The organism is Pigmentiphaga kullae, from assembly GCF_004216695.1.
GTDB classification, from domain to species: Bacteria; Pseudomonadota; Gammaproteobacteria; order Burkholderiales; family Burkholderiaceae_B; genus Pigmentiphaga; species Pigmentiphaga kullae.
Genome location: NZ_SGXC01000003.1, coordinates 223893 through 240608, shown reverse-complemented (window position 1 = coordinate 240608; position 16716 = coordinate 223893). Strand labels below are relative to the sequence as shown.

16 protein-coding genes and 1 pseudogene are annotated in these 16716 nt (G+C 69.2%); 11 read left to right on the top strand and 6 right to left on the bottom strand.

What is annotated here, in order from left to right; translation table 11 throughout:
* Positions 1-37 precede the first annotated feature (37 nt).
* Positions 38-1417 carry a class II fumarate hydratase gene (gene fumC, locus EV675_RS23945; RefSeq protein WP_130360707.1) on the top strand — a complete coding sequence of 460 codons (1380 nt, stop codon included), beginning with the start codon at positions 38-40 and terminating at the stop codon, positions 1415-1417.
* Positions 1418-1712: 295 nt separating this feature from the next.
* Here the strand turns inward: fumC and EV675_RS23940 are convergent, their stop codons facing one another.
* From EV675_RS23940 to EV675_RS23930, 3 genes are all read right to left on the bottom strand, one after another.
* A complete protein-coding gene (locus tag EV675_RS23940; RefSeq protein WP_341273606.1) occupies positions 1713-3113 on the bottom strand; it encodes a DHA2 family efflux MFS transporter permease subunit in 1401 nt (466 codons plus the stop codon).
* A 38-nt stretch (positions 3114-3151) separates the two neighbouring features.
* The gene (locus EV675_RS23935; RefSeq protein WP_130360703.1) at positions 3152-3589 is read right to left on the bottom strand and encodes a MarR family winged helix-turn-helix transcriptional regulator; all 438 of its coding nucleotides are present in this window, start codon (positions 3587-3589) and stop codon (positions 3152-3154) included.
* Positions 3590-3705: 116 nt separating this feature from the next.
* Positions 3706-4494 carry an SDR family NAD(P)-dependent oxidoreductase gene (locus EV675_RS23930; protein ID WP_242621580.1) on the bottom strand — a complete coding sequence of 263 codons (789 nt, stop codon included), beginning with the start codon at positions 4492-4494 and terminating at the stop codon, positions 3706-3708.
* A gap of 86 nt (positions 4495-4580) precedes the next feature.
* Here EV675_RS23930 and EV675_RS23925 point away from each other — a divergent pair, with 86 nt between their 5' ends.
* Positions 4581-4946: a DOPA 4,5-dioxygenase family protein gene (locus EV675_RS23925; protein WP_130360701.1), complete on the top strand. Its 366-nt coding sequence runs from the start codon at positions 4581-4583 to the stop codon at positions 4944-4946.
* 6 nt (positions 4947-4952) lie between these two features.
* Here EV675_RS23925 and EV675_RS23920 read toward each other — a convergent pair whose 3' ends face one another.
* Positions 4953-5963 carry an LLM class flavin-dependent oxidoreductase gene (locus EV675_RS23920; protein ID WP_130360699.1) on the bottom strand — a complete coding sequence of 337 codons (1011 nt, stop codon included), beginning with the start codon at positions 5961-5963 and terminating at the stop codon, positions 4953-4955.
* 151 nt (positions 5964-6114) lie between these two features.
* On the opposite strand from EV675_RS23920, the gene EV675_RS23915 reads away from it, so the two are divergent.
* Complete coding sequence (locus tag EV675_RS23915; RefSeq protein WP_165404748.1) at positions 6115-7092, top strand: Bug family tripartite tricarboxylate transporter substrate binding protein; 978 nt, start codon at positions 6115-6117, stop codon at positions 7090-7092.
* Between the two features lies 1 nt (position 7093).
* Positions 7094-8065: pseudogene (locus EV675_RS30100) on the top strand (NAD/NADP octopine/nopaline dehydrogenase family protein); the annotation flags it as partial.
* Positions 8066-8076: 11 nt separating this feature from the next.
* Here EV675_RS30100 and EV675_RS23905 read toward each other — a convergent pair.
* The gene (locus tag EV675_RS23905) at positions 8077-9090 is read right to left on the bottom strand and encodes a LysR family transcriptional regulator (RefSeq protein ID WP_130360693.1); all 1014 of its coding nucleotides are present in this window, start codon (positions 9088-9090) and stop codon (positions 8077-8079) included.
* A 65-nt stretch (positions 9091-9155) separates the two neighbouring features.
* On the opposite strand from EV675_RS23905, the gene EV675_RS23900 reads away from it, so the two are divergent.
* The 3 genes from EV675_RS23900 (at position 9156) to EV675_RS23890 (ending at position 12399) form a co-directional block, all read left to right on the top strand.
* Positions 9156-10133 carry an asparaginase gene (locus EV675_RS23900; protein ID WP_130360691.1) on the top strand — a complete coding sequence of 326 codons (978 nt, stop codon included), beginning with the start codon at positions 9156-9158 and terminating at the stop codon, positions 10131-10133.
* Between the two features lie 165 nt (positions 10134-10298).
* On the top strand, positions 10299-11282 hold the full coding sequence (locus tag EV675_RS23895) for a tripartite tricarboxylate transporter substrate binding protein (protein WP_130360689.1): 984 nt from the start codon (positions 10299-10301) through the stop codon (positions 11280-11282).
* A gap of 10 nt (positions 11283-11292) precedes the next feature.
* Complete coding sequence (locus EV675_RS23890) at positions 11293-12399, top strand: mandelate racemase/muconate lactonizing enzyme family protein (RefSeq protein WP_130360687.1); 1107 nt, start codon at positions 11293-11295, stop codon at positions 12397-12399.
* Here the strand turns inward: EV675_RS23890 and EV675_RS23885 are convergent.
* A complete protein-coding gene (locus tag EV675_RS23885) occupies positions 12296-13255 on the bottom strand; it encodes a LysR substrate-binding domain-containing protein (protein WP_207222041.1) in 960 nt (319 codons plus the stop codon). The two genes, EV675_RS23890 and EV675_RS23885, sit on opposite strands and share 104 nt — an antisense overlap.
* A 132-nt stretch (positions 13256-13387) precedes the next feature.
* Here EV675_RS23885 and EV675_RS23880 point away from each other — a divergent pair, with 132 nt between their 5' ends.
* From EV675_RS23880 to EV675_RS23865, 4 genes are read left to right on the top strand one after another with little or no spacing between them, the layout of a single operon-like run.
* Positions 13388-14596 (top strand): FAD-dependent oxidoreductase, encoded by a 1209-nt coding sequence (locus EV675_RS23880; RefSeq protein WP_130360683.1) that lies wholly within the window; start codon positions 13388-13390, stop codon positions 14594-14596.
* Positions 14597-14645: 49 nt separating this feature from the next.
* On the top strand, positions 14646-15608 hold the full coding sequence (locus EV675_RS23875) for a Bug family tripartite tricarboxylate transporter substrate binding protein (RefSeq protein WP_130360681.1): 963 nt from the start codon (positions 14646-14648) through the stop codon (positions 15606-15608).
* Positions 15609-15612: 4 nt separating this feature from the next.
* The gene (locus EV675_RS23870; RefSeq protein ID WP_130360679.1) at positions 15613-16293 is read left to right on the top strand and encodes a DUF2848 domain-containing protein; all 681 of its coding nucleotides are present in this window, start codon (positions 15613-15615) and stop codon (positions 16291-16293) included.
* A 25-nt stretch (positions 16294-16318) separates the two neighbouring features.
* Positions 16319-16705 (top strand): cupin domain-containing protein, encoded by a 387-nt coding sequence (locus tag EV675_RS23865; RefSeq protein WP_124690786.1) that lies wholly within the window; start codon positions 16319-16321, stop codon positions 16703-16705.
* Positions 16706-16716 lie beyond the last annotated feature (11 nt).

Genomic DNA, 16716 nt, shown 5'->3' with positions numbered 1-16716 from the left:
GGCCCGCAGGCCGGGCCGGGCAGGCAAGGAGATGGACATGCAAACCCGTGTTGAAAAGGACACCTTCGGTCCGATCGACGTTCCCGCCGATCATTTGTGGGGCGCCCAGACCCAGCGATCGCTGCAGTTCTTCGCGATCTCGCACGAGCAGATGCCCGCGCCTCTGATCACGGCCCTGGCCCAGGTCAAGCGCGCCGCCGCCCGCGTCAACGCCGAACTGGGCCTGCTCGACGCCCGCACCGCCCATGCCATCGAGGCGGCGGCCGACGAGATCATCGCCGGCCGCTGGCCGGACGAGTTCCCCCTGAGCGTCTGGCAGACCGGCTCCGGCACGCAGACCAACATGAACGTCAACGAGGTGCTGGCCAACCGCGCCTCGGAACTCCTGGGCGGCGAGCGGGGCGAAGCGCGGCTGGTCCATCCCAACGACCACGTCAACCGCGGCCAGTCGTCCAACGACGTCTTCCCCACGGCCATGCACGTGGCGGCAGCCTTGCAGATCCATGCCCGCCTGCTGCCTGCGCTGGCGCGCCTGCGCAAGACGCTGGGCGACAAGGCCCGGGCCTATGCCGACATCGTCAAGATCGGCCGCACCCATCTGCAGGATGCCACGCCCCTGACCCTGGGGCAGGAACTGTCCGGCCACGAAGCCCAGCTCCTGCTGGCCGAGGAACAGATCCGCCACGCCCAGCGCAGCCTGCTGCAACTGGCCATAGGCGGCACCGCCGTCGGCACCGGCCTGAACACCCATCCGGAGTTCGGCGCGAAGGTCGCCGCCGAGCTGGCCCGGGAAACCGGCCTGCCCTTCGAGTCCGCGCCCAACAAGTTCCAGGCGCTGGCCTCGCACGAGGGCCTGTTGTTCTCCCACGGCGCCTTGAAGACCCTGGCCGCCGGCCTGATCAAGCTGGCCAACGACGTGCGCTGGCTCGCCAGCGGCCCGCGCTCGGGACTGGGCGAGATCAGCATCCCCGAGAACGAGCCCGGCAGCTCCATCATGCCCGGCAAGGTCAACCCGACCCAGTCCGAGGCCCTGACCATGCTCGGCGCGCAGGTCCTGGGCAACGACGTCGCCATCAACATCGGCGGCGCCAGCGGCAACTTCGAGCTGAACGTCTTCAAGCCCATGCTGATCCACAACTTCCTGCAATCGGTGCGCCTGCTGGCCGACGGCATGGAAAGCTTCGAGAAGAACTGCGTGGCGGGCCTGGAACCCAACCGCGACCGGATCGCCGAACTGGTGGAACGCTCCCTCATGCTGGTCACCGCCCTCAATCCCCACATCGGCTACGACAAGGCCGCCCAGATCGCCAAGAAGGCGCACAAGGAAAACCTGTCGCTACGCGAATCCGCGCTGGCCCTGGGCTATGTGACGAACGAGCAGTTCGACGCGTGGGTCATCCCGAAAAACATGGTGTAGGGGGGGGGAAGCCCCCCTACGCGCTTCGCGCGCAAGGAAAGCCCACCCCCTACCCGCTTCCGCGGGCCCCCTCAAGGGGGCGATGCGGGTGGACCGGCGGAGCCGGATCCACCGCATCCTGGGTCTAGTACCCGTTTCTTGGGTTGCGGCACCGGTACTATCGCTGGTTGCCAGCGATAGCAACCGTGCTTCAGTCCAAGACACTTTCTCTAGACCCAGGAAACCGCGGATCTGGCTCCGCCAGTCCGCCGGTTTCGCCCCCTGGGGGGCGCGCGTCAGCGCGTAGGGGGGGGAGCTATTTTTTTCCGCTGACGGCGGAACCGGCGTTGGCGGAAAGACGGCTGAAGAAGATCACGGACATCATCATCGTGATGCCGATGACGAGGAAGCCGGGAATCACGTCGTAGGCGTCGAGCGTGGTGGCGCCGCGCGTGGCCATGCTGACCTTCAGCGCGAAAGCGGCCACGGCCACGCCCAGGCTGATGGCCAGTTGCTGGACCGCGCTGGCCATGCCCGTGGCCCGCCCCATCTGCTCGGGGCCGATGTCGGCATAGGCCAGCGAGTTGACGCCGGTCAGTTGCAGCGACCGGAAGAACCCGCCCAGCAGCAGCACGATGATGATGACGGCATGCGGCGTGACCGGGGTGAACAGCACGCAGCCGATGATGGACGCCCCGGTCAGGAAGGCGTTGACCACGAGGGTGCGGCGGAAGCCGAAGCGCTTGATGATGGGGCTGGCGCTCATCTTCATGATCAGCGCGCCCAGCGCGCCGGCGAAGGTCAGCATCCCCGCAGCGAAGGGGCCCATGCCGAACGCCACCTGCAACTGCATGGCCAGCAGGAAGGGTACGGCGCCGACCGCGAGCCGGCAGAGGTTCCCGCCCAGCAGCGCGATGGAGAAGGTAGGGATCTTCAGCAGGCGGAAATCCAGGATGGGGTGCGGCGAACGCTCCGCGTGCTTGACGTACAGCAGTCCGCATACGCCGCCCAAGACCAGCAGCCCCAGCACCATGGGCGTGGACAGCACGCCGTGGCCCACGGCCTCGAAGCAGAACACCAGCGTGCCCAGGCAGACGGCGGTCAGCAGGAAGCCGATGATGTCCAGCGGCTGCGGCTGGCCCGCCTCGGTATCGTGGATGTAGCGCAGCGCCAGGATCACGCCCAGCACGCCGATGGGCAGGTTCATGAAGAAGATCCAGCGCCACGAGCCGTACTCGACCAGGAAGCCCCCCACGGCGGGCCCGAAGATGGGCCCCAGCAAGGCCGGCATGCTGAGGAAGGACATGGCGCGCACCAGCTCCGACTTGGACACCGTGCGCAGCAGCACGATGCGCCCCACCGGGACCATCATCGCGCCCGCGAACCCTTGCAGCATCCGTCCGGCCACCATCTGGCCCAGGGTCTGCGACAGCCCGCACAGCGTGGAACTGATGGTGAACAGCACGATGGCCGAGGCGAATACCTGGCGCGCGCCGAACCGATCGGCGGCCCAGCCGCAGATGGGCACGAACACGGCGGCGCTGAGCAGGTAGGCGGTAATCGCGACGTTGAGCCGGACCGGATCCTCGCCGAAGGAATGCGCCATCGCCGGCAGGGCCGTGGCGATGACGGTGGAATCCAGCATCTGCATGAACAGCGCGCAGCCGACGATGAGCGGCACGACCATGGGGCCGAGCCGCTGCGTGACGCGGGTCATGAACGGGGAGTGATCGTTGGTGGACAAGGCCATGGCTTTCACTCCCCGAGATGCTGCAGGGCCCGGGCCGCGCGGCCAAGCGCCTCGCGGTCGTCCGGGTCGAGCTTGGCGATGCGCCCCGCCAGCCAGTCGGTGCGGCGCTTGCGCACCTCGGCCACCAGCCTGCGCCCCTCCGGGGTCACGGCCAGTCCGACGCGGCGCTTGTCCGTATGCAGGGTCTGGTCGCGCTGGATGTAGCCGGCGGCCTCGAGCTGCTTGACGTGGCTGCTCATGCTGGCGGCGCGCATGTTCTCGCGATTGGCGAGATCGTTGACGCCGATACCGGGTTCCTTGTCGATGGTCGACAGCAGCATGACCATGAGCGGCGAAACGCCGAAGGCCTGTGTCTCGCGCCGCAGCAGCCTGTTCAGCCGAAGGATGGCCGGCCGCAATTGGGCGGCCAGGTCGATCGATTCGTTACCGGTGAGGTCCAGCATGGTCCTGGCGGGCACGCGCGCGGGCGCCGCGCCCAATAAGTTAGTTAGATGAACTAACTATATAGACGCGGGACGGGAATTGCAAGTCCCGCCACGGGCCGGAACCCGTGTCGTCGTCACATCACGGACGAAGCGCCGCCGTCCAGGTTGACGCTGGAACCGGTCACGTAGCTGGCCGCTCCGGACGCCAGGAAAACGATGACGTTGGCGGCTTCCTCGGCCTCGCCCACCCGGCCCAGGGGGATGTCCTGCGCGAATTCGCGGTACAGGTCGTCGGCGTCGCGGCCCTTGGTGGCGGCGGCCCGCTCGTGCTGCCCGGCCTTGATCTTGCCGATGCAGACGGCATTCACCAGGATGTTGTCGGCCGCGAATTCGCGCGACAACGCCTTGGTCAGGGCCAGCCCCGCCGCGCGCGACACCGAGGTGGGCATGGACGTGGCGGCGGGCTGCTTGCCGCCTATGGTGGAGATATTGACGATACGGCCGCCCCCTTGTTTCTTCATGTGTTGGACGGCCAGGCGCGAACAGCGGATAGCCCCGTACAGCTTCAATTCGAGATCGGCATCCCAGTCGGCGTCGCTGACCTTCAGGAACGGGCCGCGCATCGAGGTGCCGGCATTGTTGACCAGGATGTCGATGCGGCCGAAGTGGCCCGCGACGGCCGTGAAAAACCGTTCGATTTCCTCGGGCCTGGAGATGTCCGTCGCCAGCCCGAAGACATCGCCGCCCTTGGCGCGCAACAGCTCCACGGTGGCCGCGAGCTTGTCGGCGCTGCGCGCGCAGATCGCCACCCGGGCGCCCTCTTCCACGAACTTCAGCGCGGCCGCCAGGCCTATGCCGGCCGTCGCGCCCGTCACCACCGCCACTTTTCCTTTCAATCCCAGATCCACTTGTCGCTCCGTCACATAGAATCCATACAGGGCGCAGCCCGCGCCGCGCCTTCTTCTTTCGTTCACCACCGCGGTCCGCACCGCCATCCAGGCCAGAAGCCATGCAGGCAGACTCCTACGACACCGGCATCATTCGCGCATTCCATGCCCATGTCTACTACGACCCCGCCGCCACCCGCGACGTGGCCGCTATCGTGCGCGAGGAAGCCGTCGCGCGCTTTCCCCTGCGCGCCGGCCGCTGGCACGACGTGCCCGTCGGCCCGCATACGCAGGCGATGTATCAGTTGCTGTTCGACCCCGGCGTCTTCGCCACGCTCGTGCCCTGGCTCATGCTGAACCGGCGCGGCCTGGACGTGCTGGTGCATCCCGACACCGGCCTTCCCCGCCGCGATCACCTGGTCCACGGGTTCTGGCTGGGCAAGGCGCTGCCGCTGAAGGCCGAGCGTCTACCCGAACGGGACGAGTGAGCTCCCTCACGCCGCGTTTTCCAGCCACCCCAGCCGCGCGCCGGCGGCGGCGGTGATCTCGAACGAACGCAGGCGCGCGGCGTGGTCGTAGACCTGCGCGGTCACCATCAGCTCGTCGGCCCCGTGGCGGCGCGCGAATTCGTCCAGCCCGGTCTCAACGTCTTCCGGCGTGCCCACCACCGCGCAGGACAGCGAACGCTCGATGTGCGCCTTCTCGGGACCGCTCCAGATTTCCTCGATGTTGTCGACCGGCGCATTGAGCTTGCCGGGCGTGCCCCGGATCAGGTTGACGAATTGCAGTTGCAGCGAGGTGAACAGGCGGCGCGCCTCGTCCCGGGTGTCGGCGGCGAACACGTTGATGCCCAGCATGACATAGGGCCGCCGCAAGGCCGCGGAGGGCTGGAAGCGCGTGCGATACAGGTCCAGCGCCGCCGTCAGGTAGCCCGGGGCGAAGTGCGAGGCGAAGGCGAAGGGCAGCCCCATCTGCGCCGCCAGCTGCGCGCTGAACAGGCTGGACCCCAACAGCCACAGCGGCACGTCCAGTCCGCCTCCCGGCACGGCCTGCACCGGCTGCCCCGGGCTGGGCGCCTGGAAATAGTGCTGCAGTTCGGCCACGTCCTGGGGGAAGCGGTCGGCGGTATCGCCCTGCCCCCGGCGCAGCGCGCGGGCGGTGGCCTGGTCCGAACCGGGCGCGCGGCCCAGGCCGAGGTCGATGCGGCCCGGATACAGCGAAGCCAGCGTGCCGAACTGTTCGGCGATGACCAGCGGCGCGTGGTTGGGCAGCATGACGCCGCCAGCGCCCACCCGCATGTGCGTCGTGCCGGCGGCCACGTGGGCAATCACGAGGGCCGTGGCGGCGCTGGCGATGCCCGGCATGTTGTGGTGCTCGGCCAGCCAGTAGCGGCGATAGCCCCAGCGCTCGGCGTGCTGCGCCAGGTCGAGGGTGTTGCGAAAGGCGTCGGCGGCGGTGCCGCCGGCGCAGATGGGTGACAGATCCAATACGGACAGTGCGGTCATTCTGCTCTCGTGCAAGGGTTGCGCCCACCGGGGAAGCGGGCGATGGCCACGCTGCGTTAACCCTGGGTTGACGAGGCTTGAAAAGACGTCGCTCGTCAGGCGGGAAGGCGCTCAATACACTCATCGTACCCTTCACCCCGGACTCCCTTCGATGAAAACCTTACCCGCCATAAGCCTATGGACCGCGCTGGCCGTCGCCTTTGTCCCGGCCGCCCACGCGCAATCCGGCGCTTATCCCTCCCGTCCCGTCAAGATGGTGGTCGGGTGGTCGCCCGGCGGCGCCACCGACCTGCTGGCCCGCATGGTTTCCACGGAACTGAGCCAGCAGCTCGGCCAGCAGGTGGTGGTGGACAACCGCCCCGGCGCCAACGGCACCATCGGCCACGCCCAGGTGGCGGCCGCCCCGGCCGACGGCTACACGCTGATCCTGGCCACCAACAGCACCTACGCCATCGCCGAGCACCTGTACAAGTCGCTGTCCTACCGGCACGAGCGCGACCTCGCCCCGGTCTCGCTGCTGGCCTCGAGCCCGCTCATCCTGGCGGTGCGCCCCACGCTGGAAGCCACCGGCGTGAAGGACCTGCTGGCGCTGGCCCGCAAGCAGCCCGGCCGCCTGAACGTCGCCTCGGGCGGCAACGGCTCGACCAGCCATCTGGCGGCCGAACTGTTCATGAGCCTGACCGGCATTTCCATGACGCACGTGCCCTACAAGGGCGGCGGCCCGGCCAACAACGCGGTGGCCGCGGGAGAAGTCGACGCGGCCTTCCTGGACCTGGGCGTGGCCCTGCCCTTCGCCGCCGCCGGCCGCCTGAAGGCCATCGCCGTGACGGGCACCTCCCGCTCGCCGCTGCTGCCGGACGTTCCCACCGTCGGCGAATCCGGCGTGCCCAGCTTCGAGTCGACCACCAACTTCGCGCTGTTCGCGCCGGCCGGTACGCCGCGCCCGATCATCGACCGCCTGCACCAGGCCGTGCACAAGGTCCTGTCCGGCAACGACCTGCGCGACAAGCTGCGCCGCCAGGGCGTGGAAATCGTCGACAGCTCGCCCGACGAACTGCGCCGCGCTGCGGCCGCGGAAAGCGCCAAGTGGGCCCGCATCATCCGCGAACGCCACATTTCCCTGGACTAGGATGGCATCGCATTCCCAACCCGCGCTCGACGTCGCAGTCGTCGGCGCCGGGCCCATCGGCTGCGCCACCGCGGCCTATCTGCTTCGTCACGGACACCGTCCCTTCCTGTGGTCTCCCACCGCCGCCCGGCTCCAGCGCCACGGCGGCATGGCGCGCATCGCCTGCGCCGGCGCCCTGGACGGCGACGTGGAGATCGAACTGCTGGCCGCGCCGGAGCGTCTGGCCGGATTCGACACCGTCATCGTCTGCCTGCCGGGCAACGCCTATGCCGACGTGCTGGGACGGCTGGCGCCGCTGTGGCGCGACGGCCAGACCGTCATCGTCAGCGGCGCGCTCAGCCTGGCGCCGCTCTGGCTGCGCGAGCGCGCGGCGCGGCGCGGCTGCGAGCTGCATGCCGCGGGCTGGGCCACGACACCCACGACCGCGCACTTCCTGCCCGACGGCCGGCTGCACGCGAATCCGCTGCGCCATCGCATCGACATGGCCTCGACCGGCGCGGGCGACCGCATCCTGGCGCTGTGCGCCACCCTGCTGGGCGAGCGCTTCGTCGACGCCGGCGACCTGCTGGCGCCGACGCTGGCCAACATCAATCCCATCGCCCACGCCGCCGAGGTGATCCCCAACCTGACCCGCATGGACCGGGGCGAGGACTGGCCGCTGTTCGGCTGCTTCACGCCGGTGGTCGGCCGCCTGGCCGCGGGCCTGGACCGGGAACGCCTGGCCACCGCCGCGGCGCTGGGCTTTGCCCTGCCCACGCTGGCCGAGCACTACAGCCGCTCCTACCACATCGAGGCCGGGCCGCTGCACGAAATGGCCGCCGCCATCCAGGCGCGCGGCATGGGCCCCTCGGGCCCCGCCCGCCTGGACCACCGCTACGTGCTGGAGGACGCGCCCTTCGGCCTGGTGTTCCAGGAAGCGCTGGCCCGGGCGGCGGGAGTGGAATCGCCGCTGCTGTCAGCCTGCATCGACCTCCTGGAAGCCGCCTACGCGCGCGACTTCCGCGCCGAGAACTTCCTGGTGGACGAACTGGGACTGGCTTCGGGCGGCGTGGCTGCGCTGCGCAGCCGCTGCGCCGCCTCGCGCAGCGCAGCCACGCCGCCGCGATGAGCGCCGCTGAAGCGATAGACCATCGCGATGGGGACCGGCGCGGGCAGGTCCTCCATGTCGATCTCCACCAGGGTCCCGCGCCGCAGGCGGTCCTCGATCACGCAGCGCGCCGCCAGCGTCACGCCCAGCGACTGTTCGGCCAGCTGCAGGTTGGTGATGGCGTTGGTCGATTCGATGCGGGGCGCGATGGGCGCCAGGCCGTGCTGCAGCATGACCTGCTCCACCATCATGCGGGCATTGGTCGGCCGCGGCGGCAGTATCCAGGCCTCGTCGCGCAGCGACCGCCACGCGTGGCGCCGGCGGCGGTCCGCGGCCAGCGGATGCGCCGGCGCGCACACCACCGTCCATTCCTCGGTCCCTATCTGTTCGATCACGAAGCCGTCGGGCCTCAGCCCGCCAAGCTCGGACGGCGTGTTCATCGTGACCAGCACGTCCAGGTCGCCGGCCTCCAGCTTCTGGCACATGTCGGCCAGGCGGCCCTCGACGATGCGCACGGGCGGCAGGCCGCCGCGAGCCGCCAGGTCGCGCAGCAGCCGGGGCACCAGCGTCCAGGCGATGAAGGGCGGCGCGCCCAGCCGTATCCCCTGGTCGGCGGGCATGCCGTGCGCGGCCAGTTCGTCCGCCAGTTGGGCCACCTCGCCCAGCAGCACCCGCGCGCGCTGAACGATCAGGTCGCCGGCGGCGGTCGTGACCACGCCCCGCGGCAGGCGGTGGAAGATGGCCGTGCCGAACAGCGTCTCCACCTCGCGCAGCCCCTTGCTGACCGCCGCGGTGCTCAGGTGCAGCCGCTGGCCCGCCGCCCGCATGTTGCCGGCGTCGGCCAGGGTACTGATGAGTTCGAGCTGGCGCATCCTGAGCGCGGCCAGCAGGCGGTGTGTCGCATCGTGCATACGGATCGTCCTGACAGGCGGGCGCGGCGCCGCGCCCCCACGCGAGCATACCCCGCGGAGGCCGCATGACGCGCCGGATACCCGCCGTGCGCATCCTGGCCACCGGCGGCACCATCGCCGGCGCCGCGCCGTCGCCGCGCGACACCAGCGGCTACCAGGCCGGCGCCCTGCCGGTCGATGCGCTGCTGGCCGCCCTTCCCCCGATGGACGACGTGCGCGTCGATGCACGCCAGTTGTTCTCGCTGGACAGCAAGGACGCCCTGCCCGGGTTCTGGCAGGCGCTGGCACGCGAAGCCGCGCTCGCGCTGACGGATCCCGCGGTCGATGGCGTGGTGCTGACCCACGGCACCGACACCATGGAAGAAACGGCGTGGTTCCTGCATCTGACGCTGGCGCCGGCCAAGCCGCTGGTCATCACCGGTGCCATGCGCCCGGCCACCGCGACATCCGCCGACGGCCCCATGAACCTGCTGCAGGCCGTCCAGGTGGCGGCCTGCCCACACGCGGCGCGGCAGGGAGTGATCGCCGTCCTCAACGGCCAGATCCATCACGCCCGCCATCTGCGCAAGGCGCACACGCATCGCGTGGACGCCTTCGACAGCGGCGAGGCCGGGCCCGTGGGTTTCGTCCAGGACGGCTACGCCGGCTGGCTCTCGCCTCCCCGCCGGACCACGCCCCGCTTCGCGCCGGAAACGCCGCTCGCGCCGGTGGACATCCTGTTCGACTATCCCGGCATTTCCGCCGCGATGGTCGATGCGGCCCTGCGCGGCGGGGCGCGCGGGCTGGTCTGGGCGGGCTACGGCAACGGCTCGGTCAGCGGCCGCATCGAACCGCTTCTGCGCGAGGCGCATGGCCGGGGCCTGGCGATCGTGCGCGCCAGCCGCACCGGGGCCGGCCGGGTCGGGGTCCCCGACCCCGGCGGCTTCCCCCAGGCCGCCGGCCTGGACCCGTACAAGGCCCGCATCGCGCTGATGCTGGCGCTGGGCGCCGGCACGCCACCGGCGGCCCTGCAGGCGCTGTTCGACACCCTGTCCTACGAATGAACGATGCGAGCGGGGGCGCCCGGGGTTTTCCCCAGCGCCTCTTCGTTGAAAATGGCAACTTGTTACGGTATAGTTGATAAAATCCATAGTTGATTTAAGCAACAATATGGCTTTCCCCCGGCAAGGACGGCAAGTCCCCCGGACAGCCGTCATCGAGGAGACAGCATGAAGACCCGTTTCGCCCTTCAACTGGGAGCCGTCGCGGCTGCCTTGGCGACAACGCTGCCCGCGTGGGCGCAAAGCGAATCCGCGGCCAACTACCCCTCGCGGCCGATCCGCATCATCGTTCCCTACACGCCCGGCGCGATCAACGACGTGCTGGCGCGCCGCATCGCGCAGCAACTGTCCGAAGCGCTCAAGCAGTCGGTCGTGGTCGAGAACAAACCCGGCGGCGGCACCGTCATCGGCACCGAATACGTCGCGCGCGCCGAACCCGACGGCTACACCCTGCTGCAGACTGCGGCCTCCCATTCGATCAATCCCAGCCTGGTCGCCAAGCTGCCCTACGACTCGATCAAGAGCTTCAGCTTCATCACCCTGGTGGGAACCTCGCCCTACGTGATGACCGCCACGCCCAGCCTGCCCGCCAACACGGTCCCCGAGCTGATCGCGCTGGCCAAGTCGCAGCCGGGCAAGATCTCGTACGCGTCGACCGGCAACGGCGGCAGCGCCCACCTGATGGGCGAACTGCTCAAGGACATGGCCCACGTCGACCTGATGCACATCCCCTACAAGGGCCTGGCCCAGGGCCTGAACGACGTCGCCAGCGGACAGGTGCAATTGACGTTCAGCACCTACACGGGCGCGATGGCCTACCTGCAGCCCGGCCGCGTGAAGGCGATTGCCGTCACGGGCAAGGAACGCATGTCGGTGCTGCCCAACGTGCCCACCATCGCCGAGACCCTGCCCGGCTACGATGCCTCGGGCTGGTGGGGCTACGTCGCGCCGGCCGGCACGCCCAAGCCCATCGTCGACAAGCTGAACCGCGAGTTGAACAAGATCGTGCAGTCGCCCGAGTTCAAGGAGCACTTCAAGTCCCAGGGCGTCGAGATGCTGGGTACCACGCCGGAGGAATTCCGGACCCACGTCGAGCGCGAGATGGAGACCTGGCGCAAGCTGATCAAGAAAGCCAACATCACGATGGGCTGACCTTCCCGCCATGAAGATCGCCCGCTGGTCGCTGGATTTCTACCGCCTGGCCTACCGCCGCCAGGTGGTCTGGGCCAATGCGATCGAAGACGCGGGCGTCTACGCCCTGCTGCGCGTCGAGTCGGACGACGGCCTGGCCGGCATGGCCGAAGGCACGGTCAAGGCGACCTGGTCCGGCGTGTCGCCGGCCTCGCTTGCCGCGGCCTTCCGGGACCTGGTGATGCCTGCGGCCGCCGGCCTGGACGTCTCCGATCCGGCCACGCTGCGCCAGGCGCTGGCCCCCTTGCCGGAAAACCGCCTGGCCAAGGGCATGCTGGAAACCGCGTGCTGGATGCTGCGCGCCGCCCGCGCCCGGCAGCCGCTATGGCAATTCTGGGGCGGCACGCCCGAGGTCGAAGTGACCTGGACCGTGACCCGCCAGCCCCCGGAAGTCATGGCGCGCGATGCCGCCGGCGCGGCCGAGCGCCACGGCATACGCGCGTTCAAGATCAAGGGCGGACAAGGCATGGACGTCGACCGGCGGGCGCTGCGCGCCATACGCCGGGCGGTGGGCGACGACGCCGTCTTCAACGTGGACGCCAACTCGGCCTATGCGCCGGACGAAGCCGCGGGCTACCTGCGCCTGCTCGAGGACGAAGGGGTCGTGACCGCCGAAGACCCCTGCCCGCTGAGGCCGGACGCCCACTTCGAGGCCTTGCAGCGCGGCACCTCTCTGCCTATTCTGGTGGACAGCCCCTGCGCCACCGCCGCCGACGCGGCGCTGTTCCTGGAACGGGGCGCACGCTCGCTCAGCGCCAAGCCCGGACGCATAGGCATGACCGAAACGCTGGCCATCGGCGCGCTCGCACGCAAGTACGGCGCCCGGGTCGCCACCGGCATCTATGCGGAAAGCGCGCTGGGGACGCTGATCAATCTGCAGCAGGCCGCGGCCGTGCCCGCCGACGACTGCGCCTTCGCCGCGGAGCAGACCTTCTTCCTGACGCTGGCCGAGCAGATCGTGCCCGCCGAGCCGGTCATCCGGCGCGGCCGCGTGGCGCTGCCACCCTCGCCCTGCCTGGACGACTGGATAGACCGCGAGCGGCTGGAGCGGCATCGCCTGCCCGTGTCCGTTTCCTGAGGGATTCGGTCTGCGCCTGCAGCCAGGCGCGAAAAACCGCCAGCGCCGGATCGCCGGCATTTTCCACCGGATAGGCGAAGTAATAGGCGCCTTCGCTGCGCACGGCCAGATCCGACAGCACCTTGAGCTTGCCCGACCGCAACTGGTCGCCGATCAGGAAACGCGGGAGCAGCGCCACGCCCAGGCCGGCGCAGGCGGCGCTGATCAACATGGACTGGATTTCGAAGCGCGGCCCCCGCATGACGTTGACGTCGGACAGCCCCGCCGCCGCGCACCAATGGCGCCAGGCTTCGGGACGCGTCATCAGGTGCAGCAGCCGGCAACCCACGATGTCACGCGGACCGGGCGCGGCGGCGTCCCGCAGCAAGGCCGGACTGCCCACCGGCAGCAGCACCTCGTCGAACAGGTGATCGACGCCGGCGCCGGGCCAGTCGGGCGCGCCGAAATACAGGGCGCCGTCCAGCGCGCTTTCGCTGAAGAAGAAACGCGTGCTGCGCGCGCTGACGTGCACGGTGGCGCCGGGCTGGCCGTCGTAGAACGAGGCCAGCCTGGGTACCAGCCACTGCGACCCGACGGTGGGCAGCGCGGCGATCTCGAGCACCACGCCGCCGCCTTCATGCCCCATGACCTCCTGCGTGTCGCGTTCGATGCGTTCTATGGTCTGCATCACCCGCTCGCCGTACATGGCGCCGGCGCGCGTCAAGGAAATGCGCTTCTTGATGCGGTGGAACAGCCGCACGCCCAGTTGTTCCTCCAACAGCGAGATCTGGCGCGACACGGCGCTTTCGGTCAACGCCAGCTCGGCCGCCGCGCGGGTAATGCTGAGGTGGCGGGCGGCCGCCTCGAAAGCGGTCAAGGCACCGATGCTAGGCAGCCTGCGTCGCATTGGATCATTCCAAAAACTCAAGATGTGTCCAGAATAAATCGTTTGTCGGACCGCGGACAAGACTCCTAGGATGTGTCCCGTTCCTCCACATCCCTGCAAGCCATGACCGCAAACAACGAACGAGTCCTGATCGCCGGCGCCGGCCCGGTGGGCCTGGTGGCCGCCAACGTGCTGGCGGATGCCGGCATACCCGTGACGGTGTTCGAAGCCGAGGCCAGCCTGCCCCAGACCTTGCGCGCCTCCACCTTCCAGCCGTCGACGCTGGACCTGCTTGCCCGCCTCGATATTTCGAAATTACTCATCAACATGGGCCTGGTGGCCCCGCGCATGCAATACCGCGATCGCCAGGGCTGGGTGGCCGAGTTCAACTTCGGCGCCATCGGCGGCGAGACCGCCCATCCCTACCGCCTCCAGTGCGAGCAGTTCAAGCTGAACGGCCTCCTGGTCGACCGCCTGGCGCGCATTCCGCATGCCGAGGTCCGCTTCGACGCGCGCGTGACGAACGCGCAGCAGGACGCGGACGGCGTGACGCTTACGGTCCGGCGCGCGGACGGCGCCGAGACGACGGAACGCGGTACCTGGCTGATCGGCGCCGACGGCGGCCGCAGCGTGGTGCGCGACCTGGTGGGCGTGGTGCTGGAAGGCTTCACCTGGACCGAACGTTTCCTGGTCGCCAGCACACCCTTCGATTTCGCCGATGTCATCCCCGGCCTGGCCGAGGTCAGCTACTTCGCGGACCCCGAGCAATGGTTCTTCCTCTTGCGCGTGCCGGGCCTATGGCGCGTGATGCTGCCGGTGGGCGCCGACGAAACCGACGCCGACATCCTGTCCGACGCCAGCATCCAGCGCCGTCTGCAATGCGTGCACCCGAACCCGGCCGGCTACACCATCGAGCACCGCACCATCTACTCCGTGCACCAGCGCGTGGCGCCGCGCTACCGGGTGGGCCGGGCCTTCCTGGCGGGCGACGCTGCCCATTTGAACAATCCGCTGGGCGGCATGGGCATGAACGGTGGCATACATGATGCTTTCAACCTGGCCGACAAGCTTGCCCGGGTCTGCCTGGGGCAGGCCGACGACGCCCTGCTGGACCGGTACGAGGCGGAACGCCGGCCCGTGGCGCTCGACTACGTGAACAAGATCACCATCGCCAACAAGAACAACCTGGAGACGCGGGACGAAGCGCGGCAGAAGACCTGGCGCGAAGAGATGACCCGCACGGCCGGCGACGGGCGGCTGGCCAGGGAATACCTGTTGAAGGTGTCCATGATCAGCAGCCTGCGGCGACCGGAGATGCACCAGGGAGCCTGACCCGCGGTCTGCGCTCCCCTTCCCTACCATCCTCCATCGGGAGTTCAGCATGTTCAGCAAATTCGCACTAGGTACCATACTCGCGCTGGCGTCGGCCACGGCCTGGGCCGATCCGTATCCCAGCCGCCCCATCACCATCGTGACGCCGTTTCCGCCGGGCAGCACCAGCGACATCATTCCCCGCCTGCTGGCGCCCCACGTCTCGAAGGCCCTGGGCGCCACGGTCGTCGTCGAGAACCGCGCCGGCGCCAACGGCTCGCTGGGCGCCGCGAAAGTGGCGACCTCGCCCGCCGACGGCTATACGCTGCTGATGGCCACGACGGGCGTGCTGGCCATCAACCCCTGGGTGTACAGCAAGCTCGCGTATGCGCCGGCCAAGGACTTCGATCCGGTCATCAACGCCGCGTCCACCCCCAACCTGCTGGTGGCTCATCCCGGCATCGCGGCGTCCAACCTGAAGGAACTGGTGGAGCTGGCGCGCAAGCGCCCCGGCGAGCTGACCTTCGCGTCGGCCGGCAACGGCAGCACCAGTCACCTGTGCGGCGAATCGCTGAAGGCGGCCACGGGCGTGGATCTGGTGCACGTGCCCTACCAGGGACCGGCCCCGGCCATGCAGGACGTATTGAGCGGCCGCGTCAGCCTGATGTGCGACAACCTGTCGAACGTCCTCCAGTACGTCAAGAGCGGCCGCCTGAAGGCCATCGCGCTGACCGGCAAGGAGCGCAGTCCGCAGGCGCCGGACATCCCCACCTCGGCCGAGGCCGGCTACCCCGACGTGCAGGCCGGCAACTGGTACAGCTTCGTCGCACCCGCGGGCACGCCGCGCCCCATCGTCGACCGGCTGAACGCCGAGTTCGCCAAGGCCTTGCGCGACCCCGCCGTCACGACCCGGCTGGAATCGCTGGGGCTGACGATCATCGCCGACAAGCCCGACGAGTTCCGCGCCTTCATCGCGCAGGAATCGGCCCACTGGCAGAAGGTGGTCAAGGCCGCCAACGCGCGACTGGACTGAGACCATGCTCCTGAACTTCATCACCGGCGCGGGCAAGGTCTCGCGCGACACCGCCATCTCGCACGCCGTCATCGCAGGCTGGACCGGCCGCGACCGCGAGGCCATGGAAAAACACATCGCCGAACTGGAGGCCCTGGGCGTCCCGCGTCCGGCGGCCACGCCCATGTACTACCGCGTCGCCGCCGCGCGCCTGACCACTCGCGACCGCATCGAGGTCAGCGGCACAGACTCCAGCGGCGAGGTCGAATTCGTCATGCTGCGCGCGGGCGGGCAGTTGTGGGTGGGCATAGGCTCGGACCACACCGACCGCAAGGTCGAAACCATGGGCGTGGCGATCTCCAAGCAGTTGTGCGAGAAACCCATAGGCGCCGACTGGTGGTTGTTCGACGACGTGGCCGCGCACTGGGACCGGCTGCTGCTGCGCGCCGTCATCGAGGAAGACGGCCAGCGCGTGACCTACCAGGAAGGCCCGGTGACGGCCATGCGCCATCCGCTCGAGCTGATCGCCGGCTACGCCGACGGCGGTGGCGCCCTGCCCGAAGGCGGCGCGATGTTCTGCGGCACGCTGCCCGCGCACGGCGGCATCCGCCACTCGCCCCGCTTCGACTTCGAACTGCACGACCCCGTGCTGGACCGCACGCTGCGCCACGGCTATCGCGCCGAGACGCTGCCCGTGGCCGGCTGATTCCCCTACCTCCCTGGAGCACCCTATGCCCGTGAACAAGCTGCATGACGAATTCCACACATTGGACATGGAGAACGGCTGGCAATTGCCCGAAGGCTACGATCCCGCCTCCGGCGCCCGCGAGAAGATCCTGGCCGGCGCGCTGGACGTCCTGAACAAGCGGGGCAGCCGCACCCGCCTCCTGCGCTTTCCGCCCGGCCTGCACACGCGGGAGGCCATCGTCCACGATCATTGGGAAGAAGTCTTCCTGGTCTCCGGCGATCTGACGGTGGGCAACGACGCCGACGGCAACGGCGGCACGCCCTTCTCCGGCTACACCTACGCGGTGCGCCCGCCCGGCGCCTGGCACGGTCCGTTCAAATCGAACGGCGGCTGTCTCCTCCTCGAAATACACTATTACGATCCTGCCTGAACGAGACCCCG

Coding starts and splice junctions, on each gene's coding strand:
- fumC (WP_130360707.1), top strand. CDS start 38: ATGCAAACCCGTGTTGAAAAGGACACCTTCGGTCCGATCGACGTTCCC.
- EV675_RS23940 (WP_341273606.1), bottom strand. CDS start 3,113: ATGACCCGCGTCACGCAGCGGCTCGGCCCCATGGTCGTGCCGCTCATC.
- EV675_RS23935 (WP_130360703.1), bottom strand. CDS start 3,589: ATGCTGGACCTCACCGGTAACGAATCGATCGACCTGGCCGCCCAATTG.
- EV675_RS23925 (WP_130360701.1), top strand. CDS start 4,581: ATGCAGGCAGACTCCTACGACACCGGCATCATTCGCGCATTCCATGCC.
- EV675_RS23920 (WP_130360699.1), bottom strand. CDS start 5,963: ATGACCGCACTGTCCGTATTGGATCTGTCACCCATCTGCGCCGGCGGC.
- EV675_RS23915 (WP_165404748.1), top strand. CDS start 6,115: ATGAAAACCTTACCCGCCATAAGCCTATGGACCGCGCTGGCCGTCGCC.
- EV675_RS23905 (WP_130360693.1), bottom strand. CDS start 9,090: ATGCACGATGCGACACACCGCCTGCTGGCCGCGCTCAGGATGCGCCAG.
- EV675_RS23900 (WP_130360691.1), top strand. CDS start 9,156: ATGACGCGCCGGATACCCGCCGTGCGCATCCTGGCCACCGGCGGCACC.
- EV675_RS23895 (WP_130360689.1), top strand. CDS start 10,299: ATGAAGACCCGTTTCGCCCTTCAACTGGGAGCCGTCGCGGCTGCCTTG.
- EV675_RS23890 (WP_130360687.1), top strand. CDS start 11,293: ATGAAGATCGCCCGCTGGTCGCTGGATTTCTACCGCCTGGCCTACCGC.
- EV675_RS23880 (WP_130360683.1), top strand. CDS start 13,388: ATGACCGCAAACAACGAACGAGTCCTGATCGCCGGCGCCGGCCCGGTG.
- EV675_RS23875 (WP_130360681.1), top strand. CDS start 14,646: ATGTTCAGCAAATTCGCACTAGGTACCATACTCGCGCTGGCGTCGGCC.
- EV675_RS23870 (WP_130360679.1), top strand. CDS start 15,613: ATGCTCCTGAACTTCATCACCGGCGCGGGCAAGGTCTCGCGCGACACC.
- EV675_RS23865 (WP_124690786.1), top strand. CDS start 16,319: ATGCCCGTGAACAAGCTGCATGACGAATTCCACACATTGGACATGGAG.